The 22898-nt window shown below is 65.5% G+C and carries 22 protein-coding genes; 14 read left to right on the top strand and 8 right to left on the bottom strand.

What is annotated here, in order from left to right; all coding sequences use genetic code 11:
• Position 1: 1 nt before the first annotated feature.
• From ACT6QU_RS16905 to ACT6QU_RS16890, 4 genes are all read right to left on the bottom strand, one after another.
• Positions 2–1186 carry an ABC transporter permease gene (locus tag ACT6QU_RS16905; RefSeq protein WP_444565437.1) on the bottom strand — a complete coding sequence of 395 codons (1185 nt, stop codon included), beginning with the start codon at positions 1184–1186 and terminating at the stop codon, positions 2–4.
• Positions 1183–2226, bottom strand: a complete 1044-nt coding sequence (locus tag ACT6QU_RS16900) for an ABC transporter ATP-binding protein (protein WP_444565436.1) — start codon at positions 2224–2226, stop codon at positions 1183–1185. The genes ACT6QU_RS16905 and ACT6QU_RS16900 overlap by 4 nt, the downstream gene beginning before the upstream one ends.
• A 69-nt stretch (positions 2227–2295) precedes the next feature.
• Entirely contained in the window at positions 2296–3345 is a 1050-nt protein-coding gene (locus ACT6QU_RS16895; protein WP_444565435.1) for an ABC transporter substrate-binding protein, read from the bottom strand.
• A 96-nt stretch (positions 3346–3441) separates the two neighbouring features.
• Entirely contained in the window at positions 3442–3990 is a 549-nt protein-coding gene (locus ACT6QU_RS16890) for a cupin domain-containing protein (RefSeq protein WP_444565434.1), read from the bottom strand.
• Positions 3991–4113: 123 nt separating this feature from the next.
• Between ACT6QU_RS16890 and hisD the strand changes: the two genes are divergently transcribed.
• The 7 genes from hisD to ACT6QU_RS16855 all read left to right on the top strand — a co-directional run bounded on the left by hisD (position 4114) and on the right by ACT6QU_RS16855 (position 11367).
• Entirely contained in the window at positions 4114–5391 is a 1278-nt protein-coding gene (gene hisD, locus ACT6QU_RS16885; RefSeq protein ID WP_444565433.1) for a histidinol dehydrogenase, read from the top strand.
• Between the two features lie 169 nt (positions 5392–5560).
• Entirely contained in the window at positions 5561–6172 is a 612-nt protein-coding gene (locus tag ACT6QU_RS16880) for a YkoF family thiamine/hydroxymethylpyrimidine-binding protein (protein ID WP_444565432.1), read from the top strand.
• Between the two features lie 58 nt (positions 6173–6230).
• Entirely contained in the window at positions 6231–6815 is a 585-nt protein-coding gene (locus tag ACT6QU_RS16875) for an ECF transporter S component (protein ID WP_444565431.1), read from the top strand.
• Complete coding sequence (locus tag ACT6QU_RS16870) at positions 6790–8439, top strand: ABC transporter ATP-binding protein (RefSeq protein WP_444565430.1); 1650 nt, start codon at positions 6790–6792, stop codon at positions 8437–8439. Before ACT6QU_RS16875 ends, ACT6QU_RS16870 begins: the two co-directional genes overlap by 26 nt.
• Complete coding sequence (locus ACT6QU_RS16865) at positions 8433–9182, top strand: energy-coupling factor transporter transmembrane component T family protein (protein ID WP_444565429.1); 750 nt, start codon at positions 8433–8435, stop codon at positions 9180–9182. Before ACT6QU_RS16870 ends, ACT6QU_RS16865 begins: the two co-directional genes overlap by 7 nt.
• A 92-nt stretch (positions 9183–9274) precedes the next feature.
• Positions 9275–10624 carry a Ppx/GppA phosphatase family protein gene (locus tag ACT6QU_RS16860; RefSeq protein WP_444565428.1) on the top strand — a complete coding sequence of 450 codons (1350 nt, stop codon included), beginning with the start codon at positions 9275–9277 and terminating at the stop codon, positions 10622–10624.
• A complete protein-coding gene (locus ACT6QU_RS16855) occupies positions 10621–11367 on the top strand; it encodes an RlmE family RNA methyltransferase (protein ID WP_444565427.1) in 747 nt (248 codons plus the stop codon). Before ACT6QU_RS16860 ends, ACT6QU_RS16855 begins: the two co-directional genes overlap by 4 nt.
• Here ACT6QU_RS16855 and ACT6QU_RS16850 read toward each other — a convergent pair.
• Positions 11343–12758: an MFS transporter gene (locus tag ACT6QU_RS16850; protein ID WP_444565426.1), complete on the bottom strand. Its 1416-nt coding sequence runs from the start codon at positions 12756–12758 to the stop codon at positions 11343–11345. The genes ACT6QU_RS16855 and ACT6QU_RS16850 overlap by 25 nt on opposite strands.
• A 175-nt stretch (positions 12759–12933) precedes the next feature.
• Here ACT6QU_RS16850 and ACT6QU_RS16845 point away from each other — a divergent pair, with 175 nt between their 5' ends.
• The 3 genes from ACT6QU_RS16845 (at position 12934) to guaB (ending at position 16119) form a co-directional block, all read left to right on the top strand.
• A complete protein-coding gene (locus ACT6QU_RS16845) occupies positions 12934–13917 on the top strand; it encodes an MBL fold metallo-hydrolase (RefSeq protein ID WP_444565425.1) in 984 nt (327 codons plus the stop codon).
• Between the two features lie 86 nt (positions 13918–14003).
• Positions 14004–14495 (top strand): CAP domain-containing protein, encoded by a 492-nt coding sequence (locus ACT6QU_RS16840; RefSeq protein ID WP_444565424.1) that lies wholly within the window; start codon positions 14004–14006, stop codon positions 14493–14495.
• A gap of 121 nt (positions 14496–14616) precedes the next feature.
• Entirely contained in the window at positions 14617–16119 is a 1503-nt protein-coding gene (gene guaB, locus ACT6QU_RS16835) for an IMP dehydrogenase (RefSeq protein WP_444565423.1), read from the top strand.
• Between the two features lie 3 nt (positions 16120–16122).
• Here guaB and ACT6QU_RS16830 read toward each other — a convergent pair whose 3' ends face one another.
• Together ACT6QU_RS16830 and ACT6QU_RS16825 are read right to left on the bottom strand one after the other, a co-directional pair.
• Positions 16123–16419, bottom strand: coding sequence for a HigA family addiction module antitoxin (locus tag ACT6QU_RS16830; RefSeq protein WP_444565422.1), 297 nt, complete (start codon positions 16417–16419; stop codon positions 16123–16125).
• Between the two features lie 9 nt (positions 16420–16428).
• Positions 16429–16713: a type II toxin-antitoxin system RelE/ParE family toxin gene (locus tag ACT6QU_RS16825; protein WP_444565421.1), complete on the bottom strand. Its 285-nt coding sequence runs from the start codon at positions 16711–16713 to the stop codon at positions 16429–16431.
• 114 nt (positions 16714–16827) lie between these two features.
• On the opposite strand from ACT6QU_RS16825, the gene ACT6QU_RS16820 reads away from it, so the two are divergent.
• Positions 16828–17238 carry an MAPEG family protein gene (locus ACT6QU_RS16820; protein ID WP_024586339.1) on the top strand — a complete coding sequence of 137 codons (411 nt, stop codon included), beginning with the start codon at positions 16828–16830 and terminating at the stop codon, positions 17236–17238.
• Positions 17239–17369: 131 nt separating this feature from the next.
• Here the strand turns inward: ACT6QU_RS16820 and ACT6QU_RS16815 are convergent, their stop codons facing one another.
• The gene (locus ACT6QU_RS16815) at positions 17370–18269 is read right to left on the bottom strand and encodes a LysR substrate-binding domain-containing protein (RefSeq protein ID WP_444565420.1); all 900 of its coding nucleotides are present in this window, start codon (positions 18267–18269) and stop codon (positions 17370–17372) included.
• A 130-nt stretch (positions 18270–18399) separates the two neighbouring features.
• Between ACT6QU_RS16815 and katG the strand changes: the two genes are divergently transcribed.
• The 3 genes from katG to ACT6QU_RS16800 all read left to right on the top strand — a co-directional run bounded on the left by katG (position 18400) and on the right by ACT6QU_RS16800 (position 22680).
• The gene (gene katG, locus ACT6QU_RS16810; RefSeq protein WP_444565419.1) at positions 18400–20613 is read left to right on the top strand and encodes a catalase/peroxidase HPI; all 2214 of its coding nucleotides are present in this window, start codon (positions 18400–18402) and stop codon (positions 20611–20613) included.
• A 64-nt stretch (positions 20614–20677) separates the two neighbouring features.
• Complete coding sequence (locus ACT6QU_RS16805; RefSeq protein WP_444565418.1) at positions 20678–21331, top strand: YoaK family protein; 654 nt, start codon at positions 20678–20680, stop codon at positions 21329–21331.
• 59 nt (positions 21332–21390) lie between these two features.
• A complete protein-coding gene (locus ACT6QU_RS16800; protein ID WP_444565417.1) occupies positions 21391–22680 on the top strand; it encodes an RsmB/NOP family class I SAM-dependent RNA methyltransferase in 1290 nt (429 codons plus the stop codon).
• Positions 22681–22898: the final 218 nt, after the last annotated feature.

Here is a 22898-nt window from a genome sequence, read left to right as displayed (position 1 = left end):
TCTAGGCTCCCGTCGGCGCGCCGCCGCGCGACAGCCGGCCATAGACGAGATAGAGCACGGTCGTGACCGCCAGCAGCAGGATGCCGAGCGCCCCGGCCATGCCCCAGTTCGCGGTCTGCAGCGCGTAGAAGGCGATGACGGACGAGATCATCTGGTCGTTCGGCCCGCCGACCAGCGCCGGCGTGATGTAGTAGCCGATCGCCACCATGAAGACGAGCAACGAGCCGGCCAGCAGTCCGGGCATCGAAAGCGGCAGCAGCACCCGCCAGAAGGCGCGCAGCGGCCGCGCGCCGAGCGAGGCGGCCGCCGGCATCAAATTCTTCGGGATCGCCGAGACGACGGAGAAGATCGGCAGCACCATGAACGGCAACAGCACATGCGTCATGGCGATGACGACGCCGAGCCGGTTGAAGATCAGCGGCAGCGGCCCGTCGATCCAGCCGAGCCCCATCAGCGTCTTGTTGATGATCCCCTCGTTTTGGAGAAGGATGAACCAGGCGGCGGTGCGCACGAGCAGCGATGTCCAGAGCGGCAGCAGGACGGCAAGCAGCAACGCATTGCGCTTCCACCCCGTCACCGAGGCGGCGAGCATCGCGTAGGGCAAGCCGATCATCGCGCAAAGCAGCGTCACCGAGCCTGCAATGGCAAAGGTGCGCCAGATGATCAGCCGGTTGGCCGACGCCGATGCGGACATCTGCTCGATCTCGCCCGTATCCGCACGCTCAAGGTCGAGCGCAGCGAGCAGATTTCGATCCGTATAGGGCGCGACCGAAACCTGGATCGCCCGCCAGAAGCTCGGTTCGGCCCAGCGATCGTCGACTTCGATGAGGTCGAGTGTCTGGCCCGCCTCCAGGTCGCGCGCCGCAGTTGCCGTCCGGCCCATCAATGTTCGGAAGCCGGAAACCTGGCTGTTCAGCGTGCGGACCGCCGCGCCCAGCGTCGATTGGGAAGCCTCGCGCAAATCCTCGACCAGCGCGGCCTGCGTCTCCGCATCCGGCGCCCCTTCGCCATCCCAGCTTCCGATCAGTTCGGACGTGCGTGGAAAGGCGCCGCCAATCGCGTCGTTGCGGATCGAGACGTCGACCATCAGCCAGAGCGGCCACAGGAAGAAGACGCCGAGGAAGATCACCAGCGGGGCGATCAGCACCGCCGCCCGGCCGCGCTGCCGTGCCGAGACCGCGTTCATGCCGGAAATACCGAACAGTCGGCTGCAGCGAACGAAAGGGTCACCGTCTCCCCGGCACGCCGCTCTGCCGCTCCGCGCTCAAGTCGCGCGACCAGCGACAGCGTGCCGGCATCCAGATGCAACCGCAAATGATCGCCTTGATAGACGACGTCGGAGATCGTCGCCTGGAGCCGGTTCTCGCCGCTGCCGTCGAACCGCAGCCGTTCGGGCCGGATCGAGACGGAGACGCGGTTGCCTGCCGCATAGCCATGGTCGGGCGCGACAATGGTCGTGGCATTCGCGAGTTCGACGGCGGTCGGTCCCTTGACCACGCCGTCGAGCAGGTTCGTCTCGCCGATGAATTCGGCGACGAACCGATTTTGCGGGCGGTCGTAGACCTCGCTCGCCGTGCCGATCTGCGCGATCTTGCCGGCGTCGAAAATCGCGATGCGGTCGGACATGGTCAGCGCTTCGGACTGGTCGTGGGTGACGAAGATAATGGTCAGCCCCAGCCGCCGGTGCAGTTCGCGGATTTCGAGCTGCATTTCTTCGCGCAGCTTCTTGTCGAGCGCGCCGAGCGGCTCGTCCATCAGGATGACCTTCGGCTCGTAGACGAGCGCGCGGGTCAGCGCAACGCGCTGCTGCTGGCCGCCGGAAAGCTGGTCCGGACGGCGATCGGCCAGATGGCCTAGCTGCACACGGTCGAGCGCGGCCTTCACGCGGTGGCGGGTTTCCGATTTTGGCACGCCGCGCATTTCGAGCGGGAAGGCGACGTTCTCGGCAACGCTCATATGCGGGAAGAGCGCGTAGTTCTGGAAAACGACGCCCATGCCGCGCCTGTAGGGCGGCAGATGGTCGATCTTCTCGCCATCGAGCAGGATGTCACCCGACGTCGCGCCCTCGAAGCCCGCGAGCATCATCAGGATCGTCGTCTTGCCCGAACCCGACGGACCGAGCAGGCTCAGGAACTCGCCCTTGCGGACTTCGAGGTTCAGCCCTTCGACGACCGTGACCTGACCGAAGGTCTTGGACACGTCGCGAAGCTCGATGAAAGCAGTCATGCAGCCCCGTCGATTGCTGGACTGGAAGAAAAAAGGCGCACCCTTGCCGGATACGCCTCTGAGGCTCGATTACTGGGCGAGCCAGGCGTTGAAGCGCTCGTTGAGCTCTTCGATGTTGTCGACCCAGAAATCGCCGTCGAGCGCGATCGCGCCTTCGAGGTTCTCGGGCGAGGTCGGCAGTTCCGCCGCGACTTCCGGTGCCAGCGCCGCCCCGGCTTCGACATTGGTCAGGCCGTAGGCGATGAATTCGGGCAGTTTGGCCTGGTTTTCCGGCTGGCTGGCGAAGTTGATGAACTCGAACGCCGCGTCCTTGTTTGGCGAATCCTTCAGGACCACCCAGGAGTCGATCGCGTATATAGAGCCTGGCCAGACGATCTGGAAGTTGGTGCCTTCGGTCTTGTTGATGCCGGCGAGGCGGCCATTATAGGCCGTCGTCATCACGACTTCGCCGGAAGCCAGAAGCTGGATCGGCTGCGCGCCGGCTTCCCACCACACGATGTCGCCCTTGATTTCATCGAGCTTGGCGAAGGCGCGGTCGACGCCTTCGTCGGTGCCGAGCACCTCATAGACCTCTTCGACCGGCACGCCATCCGCCATCAGGGCGAATTCGAGCGAGTATTTCGGGCCGCGGCGCAGGCCGCGCTTGCCGGGATATTCCTCGGTGTTCCAGAAATCCTCCCAGCCGGCCGGGGCTTCGGTGAACTTCTCCGCGTCGTAGGAGAGACCCGTCGTCCACACGATCGCGCCGACGCCGCATTCATTGACGGCTGCCGGCAGGAACTTGTCCTCGCCGCCCAGCGCATCCCAGTTAACGGTCTCGTACATGCCGTCGGCGCAACCGAGCGCGAGTTCTTCCGTCTCCACCTGCACGACATCCCAGTCCGCCGGGCGCGTTTCCATCTTGGCCGCGATCACACCATAGCCGCCATCCCAGGATTCCTCGGTGACGGCGGTGCCGGTTTCGGCGGTGAAGGGTTCGAAGTAGATTTCGCGCTGCGCGTCCTGATAGTTGCCGCCCCACGAGACCACGGTCAGGTTCCGGTCCTGAGCCGACGAGGAGGCGATGGCGAGAACGGCGAAGGAGGAGGCGAGCGCAAGATGCTTGATTGTCGATTTCATTTTCTTCCCCTGCGTTATTGATTTTGGCTATCCAATCATAGAATTGGGCCGTTGAAACCGGCAATCCTTGGCCGGAAAGAATTATCACCAAAATCGTCAGTATGTCGGCGGTGTGATCGCAGAGAGGATCGTGCTCTCGCCATCCGCGACGTTGCGGAAACGGTGGGGGAGGCGGCTGTCGAAATAGTAACCTTCGCCGGGCGTCAGCACGCGGCGCTCCTGACCCACCGTCACTTCGATCGCACCCGTCAGAACCATCCCCGCTTCCTGCGCCGAATGCGAAAAGGCCTCGCCCGTATCGCCGCCCGGCGCGTAGGATTCGTGCAGCATCAGGAGCTGCCGGTTCGGATGGTTGGCGCCGATCATCCGATAGGAAATCGTATCCGCGCGGCCGATCTCGACCAGATCCGCCGCCCCGTAGAAGGGCGAGGCAGGCAGGTTCGATTGCAGGTCGAGAAAAAAGCCCGTCAACGTCGTGCCGAGCGCGTCGAGAATGGCGGTCAGCGTATCGACCGACGGGCTCATCCGGTCGCGCTCGATCAGCGAAATCGCCGAATGCGACACGCCGGAACGCTTGGCCACCTCGCGCACACTCAGCGAGCGCCGGCGACGCAGTTCATGCAGCTTGGTCCCGATCCTCGGCATCGCTGGTCTCCCTCCATGCCAGACTATGCGTGGTGATTTTAATCGACAAGGCCCGTCTGCTCGCTTGTGGCGAACCCGGCCTCGGGCACAATGGCCGCGATCCTCTCCGGCGAAAGTTCCCCGATGCGCAAGCTCCCCGAAGCCCTGAAGGCCAAGATCGACCATTTGAAAGCACCGACGCGCGACGCCGTCGCCGATACGGGTGACGTCGAAACCACCGTCCGCGAAGTCCTCGCCGCCGTGCGCGACAGGGGCGACACCGCCGTGCGCGAATACGGCCTTCGCTTCGACAAGCTCGACATCGAAACGCTCGAAGTCTCGGCTGCCGAGCGCAAGGCGGCGATCGACGGTCTCGACCGCCAGACCCGCGCCGACACGGAATTCGCCATCGAGCGCGTCCACGATTTCGCCGATGCGCAGATGCAGACGATCCAGCCGCTCGACTACGAGACGCTGCCGGGCCTGCATCTCGGCCACCGCGTCATCCCGATCGAGAAGGTGGGCGCCTATGTGCCCGGCGGCCGCTACCCGATCCTGTCCGCTCCGGTGATGACGCTCGTCCCCGCCAAGGTCGCCGGCTGCGCCGAAGTAGTCGCCTGCCTGCCGCCCGGCGCCCATCCGGCGATGATCGCCGGCTGTCACCTCTCCGGCGCCGACCGCATCTTCCGCATCGGCGGTGCGCAGGCGATCGCCGCGATGGCCTACGGCACCGAGAGCGTGCCGGGCGTCGACAAGATCGTCGGCCCGGGCAATGCCTATGTGAACGAGGCCAAGCGCCAGGTCTTCGGCGCGGTCGGCATCGACCAGCTCGCCGGCCCGAGCGAAATCTACGTCGTCGCCGACGCCTCCGGCGATCCGGCCATGATCGCGACCGACATGTTGGCGCAGGCCGAGCACGACGTGCGCACCCGCGTCGGCCTGATCACGACGGACCGCAAGCTCGCCGAGGCGACGCTTGCCGAGGTGGAAAGGCAGCTTGGCGATCTGCCGACTGCGGACGTCGCCGGCCCCGCCTTCCGTGACTATGGCGAGATCGTCGTCTGCGCCGACGAAGACACGATGATCGCCTATTCGGATTTCATCGCCGCCGAACACCTCCAGGTCCACACGTCCGACCCCCAGGCGACCGCAAGCAAGCTGCGCAACTACGGCTCGCTCTTCATCGGTCGCGAGGCGAGCGTGGTCTATTCCGACAAATGCTGCGGCACCAACCACACCCTGCCCACCATGGCGGCGGCCCGCTATACGGGCGGGCTGTGGGTCGGCTCCTATGTCAAGATCTGCACCCATCAGTGGCTCGACGCGCGCGGTGTCGCCGCCGTCGCGCCGCCCGCCATCCGCCAGAGCGCGACGGAGGGCATGGAGGGCCATCGTCGCGCCGCGGCCCTTCGCCTGGGCTAAAGGTCATCCTCGCTGGCTTGGCAGATACCCCTTGCCAAGCCGGCAAATGCGATGTTACCCCTGCCGCCATTCCACAGGGGTGCTCCGTATTGCCGGGGCTGAGACGCGAAGCGACATGCTTTGGGACCCTCAAGCTGATCTGGGTAATGCCAGCGGAGCGAGGCGGTTCATGTTTTCAGGTGCACAGCTTTCCCTTTATCCGATGTGCGACGATTTCGTCGCCGTCATCCTCGAGGCCGTCGACGCGCTCGAGCCATACCGGCCGCGCTTTCGCATCGAGACCGACGACGTCTCGACGCTGATCGTCGGGCCCCCGGACGAAATCTTCCCGGCCATGCGCGATCTCTTCGCGTCTGCCGCCGGCACCGGCGTTCACTGCGTCCTCTCCGCCGCCGTCTCGCGCGGCTGCCCGGGCGAACCGGACGACGAAATCTGCACGCCCTCGTCCGATTTTGGCACGGCCGCGCCTCTGTACGAGCGCATCGCCGCCTCCCGTGAAGCGGTCGCGAAGGCAGGCATGACGGGCGTCGATGTCGCGGCCCAGTTCTCGCTCTATCCCCTCGGCGGCAGCCATCACATGGACGAGATCTACGGCTGCATCGACTTCCTGAAGTCGTCCGGCGTGTTCGAGAAATCGAAGAATTTCTGCACCAAGCTGCGCGGCGATGCCGGCCCGGTCTTCGCCACCTTGAGCGAGGCTTTCCTGCGCTTCGGCGCGCCCAACGGCCATGTCGCGCTCGACCTGACCGTCTCCGCGAACAGCCCGACCAAAGTCCGCTGATCTCGTCTCTCCGGCGGGCCGGAAAGGCGCGCCTCTCTTGCTCCAAGGAAACACCGTCATGCTGACCACTCGCGGCTGGACCCTGCGCGAAATCCTCATTGTCGCCGTTCTCGGCGCCGTCTTCGGCGTTCTCTATCTGGCCTGGGTACAGGTCTGGCTGATCGCGCAGGCGATCTTCGGCGCCGTCACCATGGATGTGGTGATGGGCTTCTGGTTCATCGTCTCGATCATCGCCGCCGCGATCATCCGCAAGCCGGGCGCCGCCCTTCTTTCAGAGGTGCTGGCGGCGCTCGTTCAGGTGCTTCTCGGCAGCCCCGCCGGCCTTCTTCTGTTGGTCACCGGCCTCGTCCAGGGCGCCGGCGCCGAAGCCGTCTTCGCCGCGACACGCTGGAAGAACTACCGCCTGCCGGTGCTGATGCTGGCCGGAGTCGGCGCGGCAATCGCCTCCTTCGCCTACACCTGGGTCCGCTTCGACTACGGCGCGCTGGCGCCCGGCCTGCTCGTCACCATGTTCGCGCTGCGCTGCCTCAGCGGCGCGATCCTTGGCGGCCTTGCCGGCCATCTCGTGGTCGAGGCGCTCTACAAGACCGGCGTTCTCTCCGGCCTGAAGATCGACCATGAACGTCGCCTTCGACGCGCCTGACGCGGTGCCGGCCGTCGCATGGCGAGAGATTGCGGTTCGCTATCCCTATTCGGCTGAACTCGCCGTCGGCCCGGTGTCGCTCGATCTGCGCAAGGGCGAGCGGCTGTTGATCCTCGGCCCGTCCGGCTGTGGCAAGTCCACCTTGCTCAATACCGTCACCGGCCTTGTGCCGGCGACGATCCCCGCCGAAATCTCGGGCGATGTCGCAACGCTCGGCGTCCCGGCCGCGAGCCGGTCGCCGGCTGTGTGGTCCGCTTCCGTCGCCCAGCTTTTCCAGGACGCCGACCAGACGCTTTGCGGAATGACGGTCGGCGACGAGGTCGCCTTCGCACTCGAAAACCGCGCACTGCCAGAAGGCGAGATCGCCGTCCGGGTCGACCGTGCGCTCGATAGGGCTGGCGTGCCGCCAAGCTGGCGCACGCGCCGCACCGCCTCGCTCTCCGGCGGTGAAAAGCAGCTCGTCGCGCTCGCCGCCGCGCTTGCGCAGGAGGCCGAGCTCTTCATCGCCGACGAGCCGACCGCGCATCTGTCGCCGCAGGCCGCCGCGCGGCTTCACGCCGTCATCGGCGGGCAGGGGCAGACCTTCCTCGTCGTCGACCACCGTCTCGACGGTCTGATCGGCACGATCGACCGCATCGCCATCATCGGCCGCGACGGCAGGCTCATCGCCGACGGCCCGCCGCGAGACATCTTCCGCGCCCATGGCGAACGTCTCGCACTGGAAGGCATCTGGCGCCCGCTCGCATCCGACCTTGACCGGCTTTTGCTCGGGATCGGCATCGTGCTCGACACACCGCCGCTGGCCATGTCCGAGATCATCGCCGACCTCGACCGCCGCCCGCTCGGTGACCAGTCCGCCGCCGAAACTGTGATGCCCCATTTTCTATCGCAGCGCATCGCCGCACCGGCGGAGGCAACCAGCCAGCCGCTGGTAACGCTCGACCGCGCTGCCTGCGCGCCGCTGTTCGCCAAGCCCGTTCTTCAAGACGTCTCGCTTCAAATCCGCCCCGGCGAGACCATCGCTCTTCTGGGCCGTAACGGCGCCGGCAAGTCAACTCTCGGCGCAACGCTCGCCGGCCTGCTGCGCCTCAAGGCCGGAACCCGAACCGGCCCTGCCGGCGGCTTCGCTTTCCAGCGTCCCGAAACCCAGTTCACCGAAGCCAGCGTCCGGGATGAACTCGAATCGATCGTCGGCAAGGGCTCGGCGCATGTCGACACGCTCCTATCCGCCTGGCGGCTCGAAAGCGTTGCCGCCCAGCACCCGTTCGAGCTTTCGCAAGGCCAGAAACGCCGCCTCGCGCTCGCGACCTTGACGGCGGACACGCGCTGGCCCTTCCTCGTCCTCGACGAACCCACCGCAGGCCTCGACGCCGCTGCATGCGACGAGATTGCCTCGCGCATTGCAAAGATCGCGGCGGCGGGCAGGGCGGTCGTCGTCATCACCCACGACATGGATTTCGCGCTCAAGACCTGTTCGCGCGGCATCGTCCTCGAAGGTGGATCGATCGCTGCCGACGCGCTGCTCCTCGACATCCTGCGCGACACCCAGCTTCTCGCCCGTACCGGTCTGGTCGCGCCAGAAATCCTGAAGCTCGCCGAATGGATGGAGGCGGCGCCGTGCTGAGCACGCTTCATCCGCTGCCCAAGCTGATCGTCTGCCTTGTCTGGCTCGCCGCCTCGATCGCCGTCTTCGATCCGCGCTTCCAGGCCGGCATCGTCGTCCTTGCCGCGCTCACCCTGATCATCGTCGAGCGCCGCTCGCCGCTCCTCGTCCTGGCGCTGATGATCCCGTTCGCGCTGTTCGGCTTCGGCTTCCTGACAACGGCGACGCTCTTTCGCGAGGAGAGCGATTTCGCTACCCGCATGGCCGCCGAGACGCCGTTCGGCTCGCCCGCCTTCTCCGCCGGCATCGTCCTATTCCTGCGCGCCATCGCCTGCGGCATGGTCTCGGCCGTCTTCGTGTTGACGACCGAACCGGGCCGCTTCATCAAAGCGCTGATGGCGAACTGGCGCCTGTCGCCGCGCATCGGCTACGCGCTCTTTTCGGCGCTTCACCTCGTTCCGGACCTCGCCTCCGAAGCGCAGCAGATTCGCCTCGCCCGCGCGATGAAGAAGGGGCGCACGCCGCGCCGCATTCCCGGCCCCGTCGAGACCGCATCGCTCGTCGTCCCGCTTCTCGCCTTTGCCATCCGCCGAGCCAACCGCGCCGCGATCGCCATGGAAGCACACGGCCTCGGGGCGGCAAGCACGCGAACCATCGTCGGCGCGCCGCAATCGCGCCCCGCGGATGCGATCTTCGTCATCGCCTCGCTCGCGATCCTCGCGATCCTTTTCATTCTGACATCCGGCGTCTGGCGGGCTTGGTGAACGCCCCAAGGGCTGTTACAGTTTGGTCAACGTGAAAGACAGGAGTGCCTGCTGCCGGCTTTGTTTGCTAGCGCGGCGCCGAAGGGAATAGAGTGACGGACCCCGAATACGGCAATGACGTGCCGTCGGACGGGGCGCGCCAGCCGCGCGGCGACGCCGGCAAAAGGCATTCGCGGCCACCGCCAGGTGAACGCGATGCAAATGCGCAGCCTCATGCGAACGGCCGACCCGACGACAATACGGGCGACAAGCCTGGCAAATCGCGCAAAAGGCGCAAGCGCAAGCGCGGCCGCAAGGTCTTCGCCCGCGATGACGCGCCCGCGAACAAGCCGAACCCCGCCGAAGCCCGGCAGCCGCCGCCCAAGCCGGCGACGCCGGCTCCCGCGCCTGCCGCCCCTAGTCGCTTCAACGGCCGCGATGTCGCCGGCGGCGATGCCCATGTCTATGCCGCGCTCGACCTCGGCACCAACAATTGCCGCCTGCTCGTCGCCATCCCCGGCAAGGGCGGGCAGTTCCGCGTCGTCGACGCATTCTCGCGCATCGTGCGTCTGGGGGAGGGGCTGACCGCGTCAGGACGCCTTTCCGATGCCGCGATGGACCGCGCCGTCGAAGCGCTCAAGGTTTGCGCCGAAAAGCTGCGCAATCGGCGCCTGAAGCGCGTGCGCCTCATCGCGACCGAAGCCTGCCGCTCGGCCGCGAACGGCGCCGAGTTCATTGCCCGCGTCAAGCGTGAGACCGGCCTGTCCCTCGAGATCATCGATCGCAAGACCGAAGCGCGGCTCGCCGTCTCCGGCTGTGGCTCGCTCGTCGAACGCGGCACCAAGGGCGTCGTCCTGTTCGACATCGGTGGCGGGTCGTCCGAGATCGCGCTGGTCGATGTCTCGCGCCACCGCACGCCCCGCCTTGCCAACCACATCGTCTCGTGGACGTCACTCCCTGTTGGCGTGGTCTCGCTCGCCGAACGCTTCGGCGGCCGGCACGTCACGCGCGAGGTGTTCGATGCGATGGTCGACGACGTCGCCGACATGCTCGACCGTTTCGAGGGCCGCGACCGGCTTTCGCATGTGCTCGCCGATGACGGCTTCCACCTCCTCGGCACCTCCGGCACGGTGACGACGCTCGCCGGCATCCATCTCGGCCTCGAACGCTACGACCGCCGCCGGGTTGACGGGCTCTGGCTTCAGAACGATGAAGTCGATGCCATGATCGCGACCCTGCTCGATTGGGAATTCGAAAAGCGCGTCGCCAATCCCTGCATCGGCGCCGACCGCGCCGACCTCGTCCTCGGCGGCTGCGCCATCCTCGAGGCCATCCGCCGCGTCTGGCCGTCCAAACGCCTGCGCGTCGCCGACAGGGGCCTGCGCGAAGGCATGCTATCCGAACTCATGGCCGATGACGGCGTCTGGCGCCGGGCCCGCAAGCGGAGACCGCTCAACGCATGACGAAACCCGTCAAACCCGGCTCCGGCCCGACAGGCGCACGCGCGCTCAAGACCCGCGTCAAGAAAAAGCGCGGCCTCAAGAACTCGTCCCGCCGCTGGCTCGAACGCCATCTCAACGACCCCTACGTTCACCGTTCAAAGGCAGACGGCTACCGATCGCGCGCGGCCTACAAGCTCATCGAGATCGACGACAAATACAATCTCCTGAAGCCCGGTCAGAAAATCCTCGATCTGGGGGCGGCGCCCGGCGGCTGGTGCCAGGTGGCGGCCGCCCGCGTGCAGTCGCCCCTCGATGCGCCCACGGTCGTCGGCATCGACTATTTGCATGTCGATCCGGTGCCCGGCGCTGCGCTTTTGGAGATGGACTTCCTCGACGACGAGGCCCCGAAGCGCCTGATGGAAACACTCGGCGGCGCGCCCGATCTGGTGATCTCGGACATGGCCGCTCCGACCACTGGTCATCGCCGCACGGACCACATCCGCACGATGCACCTGTGCGAAGTCGCGGCTGATTTCGCCATTTCGGTGCTGAAACCGGGCGGCCACTTCCTCTCCAAAACGTTCCAAGGCGGCACGGAGAACGATCTTCTCGACCTCCTGAAACGCAACTTCCGCACCGTCCATCACGTTAAGCCCCCGGCCTCGCGCGACGCATCGGTCGAGCTCTTCATCCTCGCCAAGGACTTCAAGGGCCGGCAGGAAGTGCCGGAAACGGAAGATCACTCGCCGGGCAGCGAGGCCTGATCGTCCTTGTGCTTGTCCAAGCCGTGGCCGGACACCGTCCGGCCGGCGGTCCTGGACAGGCTGAGGATCGGCAATATCGCGAGCGCGGCCAGCCCCCCGACCGCGAAGAAGGCGAAGGAGAAGGCCTCGAGCCCGATCGGCTCACCGGTCCACAAATGATGTGCTTCGAGCAGCATGCCCGCCGCCGCCACACCCAGCGCGATCGAGATCTGCTGCGACACGGCCGCGATCGCCGTAGCCTGGCTCGCCTGGCTGTCGTCGATTTCGGCGAAGACGAGCGCATTGTTCGAAGTGAAGAACAGCGAGCGCAGGAACCCCGCGACGATCAGAGTCCCGATGATCACGGCATAGGGCGTCTGCGGCGTGAAAAACCCGTTGATCGCGATCAGGCTCGCCCCGCCGACGACCGCGGTCAGCAACACCGTGCGAAAGCCGAAGGTGCGCAGCGCCTTGGTCGCCACGAACTTCAGCGAGATTGCGCCGATGGCGCTCGCAAACGTCAATAGTCCCGACTGAAACGCGTCGAGCCCGAAGGCGAGCTGAAACATCAGCGGCAACAGGAACGGCATTGCGCCGACGCCGATGCGGAAGATCGAGCCCGAGATGATCGCGATCCGCGGCACCGGATTATTGAACAGTCGCAGATCGAGGATTGGCGACAGCGTCGCGCGTGAGTGGCGGACGTAGAGCACGGACGCCAAAATGCCGACGACGATGGTGGATATCCCGATAACCGGGGGCAGGGCCGGCAGCGAAACGACGGACAGCCCAAAGACGATGCCTGCCGCCGCGATCGCCGCGAGGATGAATCCGCGCCAGTCGATCGGCGCGGCGATCCCGCCCGGCATTTCCGGCAGCACGCGCCCGGCGACGATGATGCCAAGGACGCCGATCGGCACGTTGATCAGGAAGATCCAGTGCCAGGTGAAATAGTTGGTGATGAAGCCGCCGACAGGCGGGCCGATGAGCGGCCCAATCAAGGCCGGCACGGTCAGCCAGGCCATGGCCGAGACGAGCTGGTCGCGCCGCGTCGCACGCACCAGCACCAGACGGCCCACCGGTGTCATCATCGCGCCGCCCATGCCTTGCAGGAAGCGCGAACCGACGAAGGCTTCGAGCGAGTTCGCGAAGGCGCAGAAAATCGACCCGACGACGAAGACGCCGATCGCGATGCGAAACACCCGCTTGGCGCCGAACCGATCCGCCATCCAGCCGGAAACGGGGATGAAGATCGCCAGCGCCACGAAATACGAAGTCAGCGCCAGTTTCAGGGTGATCGGGCTCGTGCCGATATCGGCCGCGATCGCCGGCAGCGACGTGGCGATGACGGTCGAATCCATCTGCTCCATGAACAGCGCGACCGCAAGGATAAGCGGAATGGTGCGGTTCAAGGCTGGCGTCCGGTGGAAGATCGCAGATGCGAATGCATGGCCGGGCACCTAGCATGCCTCGCCCCGCGCACACAATTGCACATGTGAACGGTTCACTTCTGTGTGAGAGCGTTTGCCGCGCTCGTGCTCTGGTCCATCTGATGCGGCATCGCTAAACAAAGCAGGGAGAAGGCCGATGACGGGCAAGACCGATCGTCGAACGATGTTCAAGCTGGCTGGAGGCGCCGCGATGGCTCTGACCGCACCGCAAATCATGGTCCGCGCCGCAAGCGCGCAGATCGCGACCGCTTCCGAGGTCGCCAATCCCGGCTTCCACAATTTCAAGCTCGGCGATTTTCGTGTCACCACGATCCTCGATGGCGGACGGCCGTCCGATGGCCCGCATCCGATCTTCGGCGAGGACCAGGAAGCCACGGCCGTAGCTGAACTGATGGAGGCGAATTTTCTGCCTTCCGATCAATTCGTCAACGGCTTCGCGCCGGTCATCATCGACACCGGAGCGGAAAAAATTCTGTTCGATACCGGGCTGGGTGAGGGCGCCCGCGCCAACGGGCTCGGCCAGTTGCGCGAGCGCATGCAGGCAGCCGGCCATCAGCCCGACGAGATCGACGTCGTCGTCCTCACGCACTTCCATGGCGACCATATCGGCGGCTTGATGGAGGGCGGCGAGCCGGCCTTCGCCAATGCCCGCTATGTCACCGGGCAGGTCGAATACGACTTCTGGACGGCGCCCGAACGTGCCGAGGGCCAGACCGCCGACGCTGCTCAAGCCGTTGTGTCGAACGTCGTGCCGCTGGCGGAGAACATGACCTTTCTTGCCGATGGCGACGAGGTCGTGTCGGGCGTATCCGCAGTCGCTGCCTTTGGGCATTCGCCGGGCCACATGGCGTTCTCGGTCGAAAGCGGCGGTCGCCGCCTGATGCTGGTCGCCGATGCGGCCAATCACTACGTCGCCTCTCTGATGCGGCCCGACTGGCACGTTCGTTTCGACATGGACAAGGAGATGGCGACCGAAACGCGCATGCGCCTCTTCGACATGATCGCGACGGATCGGATTCCCTTCATCGGCTATCACATGCCGTTCCCCGCCGTCGGCTTCGTCGAAAAGATCGAGCCGGGTTATCGCTACGTTCCGGCGACCTATCAGTTCGATCTCTGAGCCATACGGCTGGTCGCACTGCCCAAGCTTCGCCTCAATCCCCCGGAAAAGGACGAGGCGATGACAGACAATGCGAACGGGCCATCATGACCGAAACGACCATCGACCGCCGCCGGCTTCTCATTCTCGGCGGCGGCGCTCTTGCGCTCGCACCGTTTGCAGGCTGCATGTCGCGCGGCCCCTCTGGCGACAGCGTCCGCATGACCCGCGACGGCGCTCCGCTCTTCGCCGATATTCGCAGTACCAATTCACTCGGCGCGATCCGTGCCGACCGTGAACTGGAAACCGCAGCCGTCGTGCAGGCTGGCTACATGGCGCAGGCGGGCCGCATGGCGCACGACACGGGCATCGGCCGCTCGTTCCAGAGCCGGATGGGCAGCGTAAAGACCAATGGCGCGGCGGCCGAGAATCTGGCGCGGGGCCGCATGGATCTCGTTCGCGTCATGGACATCTGGATGAATTCACCCGGCCATCGCCGCAACATGCTCGATCCGAAATTCGCCCGTTTCGGGCTCGGCTATGTCACCGATCCGCGAGACCCCGCGCAGCGTTATTGGGCGATGGTGCTCGCCGCCTGATCTCTCGCGGCGAGGATTGCCTCGCCGATTGCATGGCTGCCTTGCACTGCAGCGCTTCCCATATGTCAGGGGACGTGTTACCAGCCGCCGCCAATCCCAGTTTCCCGGGCGAGGCAAGGCAATGGCGAAAATCATCGAATCTGCAACCGGCGCAATCGCGCTCACCTTCGACGACGTGCTCCTGCAGCCCGGCCATTCGAATGTGATGCCGGGACAGACGGATGTCTCCACCCGCATTGCCCGCGACATCGACCTGAACATCCCGATCCTGTCGGCCGCCATGGACACGGTGACGGATTCGCGCCTCGCCATCGCCATGGCGCAGGCGGGCGGTATCGGCGTCGTCCACCGCAACTTCTCGCCCGCCGAGCAGGCCGAGGAAGTGCGGCAGGTCAAGAAGTTCGAAAGCGGCATGGTCGTCAACCCGGTCACCATTGGCCCCGACGCAACGCTCGGCGACGCGCAGGCCTTGATGCGCGCCCACGGCATTTCCGGCATTCCGGTCGTCGAGAATGGCGGTACCGGCGGCCACCGCACCGGCCGTCTCGTCGGCATCCTGACTAACCGCGACGTGCGCTTCGCCTCCGATCCGGCGCAGACCGTGCGCGAACTGATGACCCATCGCGACCTGATCACGGTCAAGGAGACGGTCAATCAGGACGAGGCCAAGCGCCTTCTTCACCAGCACCGGATCGAAAAGCTCTTGGTCGTCGACGGCGACGGCCGCTGCGTCGGCCTCATCACTGTCAAGGATATCGAGAAGTCTCAGCTCAACCCCAACGCCTCCAAGGACGCGCAGGGCCGCCTGCGCGTCGCCGCCGCCACCAGCGTGGGCGATGACGGCTTCGAGCGCGCCGAGCGACTGATCGACGCCGGCGTCGACCTGATCGTCATCGACACCGCCCACGGTCACTCGCAGCGCGTTCTCGACGCTGTCCTGCGCGCCAAGAAGATGTCGAACTCCGTGCGCATCATCGCCGGCAACGTCGCGACCGCAGAGGCGACCAAGGCGCTGATCGATTCGGGCGCCGACGCGGTCAAGATCGGCATCGGACCGGGCTCGATCTGCACCACCCGCATCGTCGCCGGCGTCGGCGTCCCGCAGCTTTCGGCGATCATGGGCGCGGCAGAAGAAGCCGACAAGGCAGGCGTCGGCGTCATCGCCGATGGCGGCATCAAGTTTTCGGGCGATCTCGCCAAGGCGCTCGCGGCGGGCGCATCGGCCGCAATGGTCGGCTCGCTTCTGGCCGGCACCGACGAAAGCCCCGGCGAGGTCTACCTCCACCAGGGCCGCTCCTACAAATCCTATCGCGGCATGGGCTCGGTCGGCGCAATGGCGCGCGGCTCGGCCGATCGCTACTTCCAGGCCGAAGTGCGCGATACGCTCAAGCTCGTGCCGGAAGGCATCGAGGGCCAGGTGCCCTACAAGGGCCCGGTCGCAGGCGTCCTCCACCAGCTTGTCGGCGGCCTGAAGGCAGCAATGGGCTATGTCGGCGCCCCGAGCCTGACCGAGCTGCGCGACCGCGCCACCTTCGTGCGCATCTCCAATGCCGGCTGGCGCGAGAGCCACACGCACGACGTGACGATCACGCGCGAAAGCCCGAACTATCCGGGGATGAGCTGACCTTCAGGCTACCTTCAATTCGTCGATACTGGCGATTTCCGACTGCTTTGCGGAAGCGGTGATCGCCAGGTCGAAGGCCGTCTGCATGTTCATCCAGAATGCGGGCGTCGTGCCGAAGAACTTCGCTAGCCGGAGCGCGGTGTCCGGCGTGATGGGCGAGGTTTCGGCGACGATGCGTTCGATCCGCGTGCGCGGGACATGCAGTCGCTTGGCGAGCGTGTATGGCTTCATGTCGAGCGGCACGAGATATTCTTCCCGCAGCACTTCACCGGGATGGATCGGGGGATTGAACTCGAACATGGCTTCACCTCAATCGTGATAATCGACGATTTCGACGTCGTCTGCATGACCGTCGATCCAGCGAAAGCAAATCCGGAAGTGGTCGTTGATCCGGATCGAATGCTGTCCGCTTCGGTCGCCTTTGAGGGCCTCCAACCGGTTGCCCGGCGGCGATCGCAAATCGTCCAGCGCCGTCGCGGTATGCAGCATGAAAAGCTTGCGACGCGCCGCTTTGACGAGATCGGCCGGAAAGCCCTTCACCGACTTGCCCGCGATCAGCAATGGGATGCGCTTGTCTTTGCAGGAACCGATCAAAGGACATTCTCATGCGTATCATACCATGATACGTCCACCCGCCGCTTGATGCAATCGCTGTTTTCGGTCCTTGTGGCGGCAGACAGATGATTCTCTCAAGCTAGAGGCGCTGATATGAACCAGACCGCAATCTTCTGGCCGATGCTGGCGCATGTCGCGCTCGTCTACGGCATCTATGTGCTGATGTTTCTTCGCCGCAAGGCGGCCGTTCAGGCTGGTTCGACCAAGATTTCGCAGTTTCGCGAGAACACCAACGAACCGCCCGAAAGCCTCTTCGTGCGCAACAATCTGGCGAACCAGTATGAATTGCCGGTCCTGTTTCACGTCTGCTGCCTGGCGCTCTATTCCGTGACCGCTGCCGGCCTCTTCGCCGTCGTCCTCGCCTGGATTTTCGTCCTCTCGCGCTACGTCCACGCCTATATCCACGTGACCTCAAACCGCATCCGCTACCGCCAGCCGGCGTTCTCCCTGGGCTTTCTGGTGCTTGCCATCATGTGGATCTGGCTGGCGCTCGCCATCATCTAGGGTGCGTTGAGATTCAGGGCTGTGCGTGCCGAAAATGATGGGTTTCGAGAACCGGAGCGGAATGTACGTTCGGGTACATGAGCACCGGAAGCGCAGAAACCCGTCATTTGCAGGCCGCTCAGGCTTGAATATCAACGCACCCCAGCGAGTTTGCCGATCGTATCGGCGAGCGCGCGAAAATCCGCTTCGCGCCCCGCCCTTTTTCGCCACGCCATGCCGATTGTCCGCGAGGGGATGGGCGCCGAGAACGGAACGAACTTGACGCCCGGCAGCGCCCGCGACGCAGTCAATGCCATTTCCGGCACCAGAGTCAGTCCCTGGCCGTGCGCCACCATCTGCAACAGCGTCGTCAGGCTCGTTGCGCCGAAATTCGACATGGCGAGCGGCTTCACCGATCCGCAGATCGCGAGCGCCTGATCGCGCAGGCAGTGCCCTTCCTCAAGAAGAATCAGCCGCTCCAGTTCCGGGCTCTCCGGTGCAACCGGCGGCTCGATGAAACTCGGGTCGTTCGCCGGAACGGCAAGCAGGAAGCCGTCTTCCAGCATCGGCTCGGACGCCAGCCGCGTGTCCTCGAGCGGCAGGGCGGCGATGAATGCGTCGAGCCGGCCGGCAAGCGTCTCTTCGACGAGCGTCGAAGTCACCGATTCCTTCAACTCCAGTGAAAGGTCCGGAAAGCGCGCGCCGATCGCCGGCAGGATCGCGGGCAGGAGGTAGGGTGCCACGGTCGGGATGACGCCGAGCCGCAGACGCCCGGACATCGCCGCTCGCTCGCGCCGCGCAAGTGCCTCGATCTCCTGCATTTCGGTCAGCACCCGCTCAATGCGCGGCAGGATGAGCTTTGCATCATCGGACAAGGCCACGCCGCGCCGGGCGCGCTCGAAGAGCCGCGTGCCGAGCTTGTCCTCCATCTCCGCGATCTGCGCCGAAAGCGCCGGCTGCGTGACCCCGGCAAGCTGCGCCGCGCGGCCGAAATGCAGCGTCTCCGCGAGCGCGACGAAATATTCCATCTGCCTGATGGTGAGCTTGATCATAAGCGGAAACTATCGCCATTCTTAGAAATCGCAATTTGAAATTATCGTTCTGGTCGAATATCTCCCTTGTCAAAGCCGCCTGGAACTCTCGTTCCCGGCTACCGAGCAATTTCGCCAGGGAGATATGACCATGGATGCCAAGGTTGACGACAAGGGCGCAGGCAAGTGCCCCGTTCCGCATTCGAAAGGCCGGCAAAACCGCGACTGGTGGCCGAACCAGCTCAATGTCAGCGTGCTGCACCAGAACACGCCCGACGCCGATCCGATGGGCGAGGCCTTCGATTATGTTGAAGCTTTCGAGAGCCTCGATCTCGATGCGGTCATTGCCGATCTGCACGCGCTGATGCGCGATTCGCAGGATTGGTGGCCGGCCGACTACGGCCATTACGGCCCGTTCTTCATCCGCATGGCCTGGCACAGCGCCGGCACATACCGCGTCGGCGACGGACGTGGCGGCGGTGGACGTGGCCAGCAGCGCTTTGCGCCCCTCAATAGCTGGCCGGACAACGGCAATCTCGACAAGGCCCGCCGCCTGCTCTGGCCGATCAAGCAGAAATACGGCAGCAAGCTGTCCTGGGCCGATCTGATGATCCTGACCGGCAACGTCGCGCTCGAATCGATGGGCTTCAAGACCTATGGCTTCGGCGGCGGCCGCGCCGACACCTGGGAGCCCGAGAACCACGTCAACTGGGGCGCCGAGGACAAGTGGCTGGCCGACAGCTCGCATGAAAGCAGCCGCTATTCGGGCGACCGTGAGTTGCACGGCAATCTCGGCGCCGTCCAGATGGGCCTGATCTACGTCAATCCGGAAGGCCCCGACGGCAATCCGGACCCGATGAAGTCAGCCCGCGACATTCGCGAGACCTTCGGCCGCATGGCGATGAACGACGAGGAAACCGTCGCGCTGGTCGCCGGCGGGCACACCTTCGGCAAGGCGCATGGTGCCGGTCCGGCGAACCATGTCGGCTTCGAGCCGGAAGGCGCGGAGATCGAGAACCAGGGCCTCGGCTGGGCATCGACTTTCGAAAGCGGCATGGCCGGTCACACCATCACCAGCGGGATCGAAGGCGCGTGGACGCCGACGCCGATCACCTGGGACATGACCTTCTTTGACACGCTGTACGGCCATGAGTGGGAGCTGACCAAGAGCCCCGCCGGTGCGCACCAGTGGAAGCCGGTCGGCACGACCGGCGACGGCAAGGTGCCGGACGCCCATGACGGCCAGAAGAAGCATGCGCCGATGATGACGACGGCCGACATGGCACTGCGCACCGATCCCGAATACGACCGGATCTCGCGCCGCTTCCACGCCAATCCGCAGGAATTCGCACTGGCCTTTGCCAAGGCTTGGTTCAAGCTGACCCACCGCGACATGGGTCCGCTGAAGCTCTATCGCGGCAAGCTGGTTCCGAAGGAGCCGCTGATCTGGCAGGACCCGATCCCGGAGGTCGACCACCCGCTCGTCGACGCCTCCGACATCGCGCAGCTCAAGCAGAAAATTGCCGCCACCGGCCTCACGGTGTCGGAACTGGCATCGACCGCATGGGCGTCGGCCTCGACCTTCCGCGAATCCGACAAGCGCGGCGGCGCCAACGGCGCGCGCATTCGCCTCGCTCCGCAGAAGGACTGGGACGTGAACCGTCCGGCCGAACTCGCCAAGGTGCTCGGCGCGCTGGAAGCGATCCAGGGTGAGTTCAACGCGGGCGGCAAGAAAGTGTCGCTGGCGGACCTGATCGTGCTCGCCGGTTCGGTCGCGGTCGAGAAGGCGGCGAAGGATGCCGGCTATGATGTGACGGTTCCGTTCACGCCGGGCCGCATGGACACCACGCAGGAGCAGACCGAGGTCGAATCGTTCGACTACATGGAGCCCAAGGCCGACGGATTCCGCAACTATGTGCGCAACCCGATCATGTCGGTCGAGGAACATTTGGTCGATCGCGCCCAGTTGCTCCAGCTCACCGCGCCGGAGATGACGGTCCTCGTCGGCGGCCTGCGCGTCCTCGAGGTCGGCACCCCCGAGCATGGCGTCCTCACCGACCGCCCGGGCAAGCTGACCAACGACTTCTTCGTCAACCTTCTCGACATGGGCACGAAGTGGAAGGGCATTGAAGGCTCGAACGGCGTGTTCGAGGGCCAGGACCGCAAGTCCGGCGCCCGCCGCTGGACCGCAACCCGTGCGGACCTCATCTTCGGCTCGCACTCGCAGCTCCGCGCCTTCGCCGAGGTCTACGGCAGCGCCGACGCGAAGGAGAAGTTCGTCAAGGACTTCGTCGCCGCCTGGGTCAAGGTCATGGAGCTCGACCGCTTCGACCTGAAGGAAGAAGCGCGCCGCAAGGCGGCCTGATCGCCTTCGAATCAGATACATGGTGGAGGCCGGGCAGTGCCCGGCCTTTTCCTTTGGGGGCGGCATGAAGGACCATCCCGTTGCGGAGCGCTTGCTGGCAGTCGCGCTCGCCGGCCTGGCAGGATTCGTCGATGCAGTCGCGTTCATCGAACTCGGCGGCTATTTCGTTTCGTTCATGACGGGCAATTCCGTGCAGATCGGCACCGGCCTTGCCGATTATGCAGCCGCAGCGATCCTGCCGCTGTCGCTCGTCGCGCTCTTCGTGGCCGGCGTGGTCGCAAGCTCCCTGGCTGTCCACAAGGCGGGGCGGTGGCGGGCACCCCTGACGCTCCTGCTCGTCACCGCCCTCCTGTCCACGGCCGCCTATGCCGCCGGGCAAGGCTGGTCCGCGGTCGCCATTGCCTGCATGGCGCTGGCAATGGGCAGCGAGAACGCGGTCTTTCAGCGCAACGGTGAGGTGTCGATCGGCGTGACCTACATGACCGGCGCACTCGTCAAGATGGGGCAGGGCATAGCATCGGCCATTCGCGGCAACGGGCATTCCGGCTGGTTCTGGCACCTGTGCCTGTGGGGTGGCCTGACATTCGGGGCCGTCGCCGGTGCGTTCGCATTTCGCGCATACGCCATGCAGGCGCTTTGGCTGGCGTCGGCGGTAGGCCTGGTTCTCGCCTTGGCTGCACTGGTGCTCGTTCGGCCCGCCCAGGCTTCGGACTTGTGATCGGCGCGGCGACGCATTAGTCAAGGCCGCATCCGGGCAACCGACTACAGGAAGACGACATGCGTTTGGGCGGCAGGCTGGCAGCAGCCATCGAGGTTTTGACCGACATGGAGGCCCGTCACAGGCCGGCGGCCGAGGCGCTGAAGGATTGGGGCCTGTCGCATCGTTTCGCCGGCGCCGGCGACCGAGCGGCCATCGGCAACATCGTTTACGATGCGCTGCGTCGCAAACGCTCGGCTGGCTGGCTCGCGGGCTCCGACACGCCGCGCGGCATGGCGCTCGGCGCGCTGGCGCTCGAGAACGGCATGTCCGCCGCCGACATCGCTGCCGCCGTCGAAGGCGACCGCTTCGCGCCCGAACCCCCCACCACCGATGAGGCAGCGGCGCTGTCGCAGCACAAACTCACTGACGCGCCCGCGCTCGTTCAGGCCGACTGTCCCGACTGGTGCGAGCCGCTCCTGCGCGAGACCTTCGGCGACGACTGGATCGCCGAAACCTCCGCGCTCGCCGCCCGCCCGCCGCTCGACATGCGCGTCAACACGCTGAAGGCCGACGGCGACCGCGTGCTTGCCGAGTTGAAGCCGACCGGCGCGCAGCCGACGGCCATCGCGCCGCTCGGTCTGCGCATCGCGCCGATCAAGGGCGCAGGGCGCCACCCGAACGTGCAGGTCGAACCCGCCTTCCAGAAGGGCTGGTTCGAGGTGCAGGACGAAGGCTCACAAATGGCTGCCGCGCTCGCCGGTGCTGCACCAGGCATGCAGGTGCTCGACTATTGCGCCGGTGCCGGCGGCAAGACGCTGGCGCTCGCCGCCGCCATGGCGAACAAGGGCCAGATATTCGCCCACGACGCGGACAAGTCCCGCCTCGCGCCGATCTTCGACCGCCTGAAGCGGGCAGGGGTGCGCAATGCGCAGGTCGTCGCGGGCGCTGCCGGGCTCGCGGGCCATGAAGGCCAGATGGACCTCGTCCTCATCGACGCGCCGTGCACCGGTTCCGGCACCTGGCGCCGTCGCCCCGATGCCAAATGGCGCCTCACCGACCGCCAGCTCGAAATCCGCACCGGCGAACAGGCCGAAATTTTGCAGAAGGCCTCCCGCTTCGTGAAACCGGGCGGCCGTCTCGTCTACGTCACCTGCTCGGTCTTCGACGCCGAGAACGGCGCTCAGATCGACCGCTTCGTCGCGGCAAATCCCGAATTCGCGCCGGTCGATCACGCCATTCATTTCGAGCGGACTTTCCCGGGCAAAAAGGACAAGGCCCGCATCGATCCTGCGCGTGGCATCGTCCTTTCCCCGCACCGCACCGGCACGGACGGCTTCTTCGTCGCGGTGCTGGAGCGAAGTGCCTAACGCGTCTCACTTCACGGAATGGCTCCCGGCTCTGCACCCGCTTCGCCCGTTTGGCCGGGATGACTCGCCCGGTCTGGGCGTCATCAATTCTCAGACAAGGCGTTAGCGGGGCGGGCGTCATCCCGGCCGAAGTCCGAGCGCAGCGAGGCGAGAGCCGGCAACTGTATTGTTTCATGCCGCGTATGGTGTTTTCGACCGCAGCATTGCATTGAGCGTGA

The sequence above is a fragment of the Aliihoeflea sp. genome, assembly GCF_052435475.1.
Lineage (GTDB): Bacteria > Pseudomonadota > Alphaproteobacteria > Rhizobiales > Rhizobiaceae > Aliihoeflea.
The sequence above is the reverse complement of the archived record's forward strand: the minus strand, read 5'-3'. Positions and strand labels throughout refer to the sequence as shown.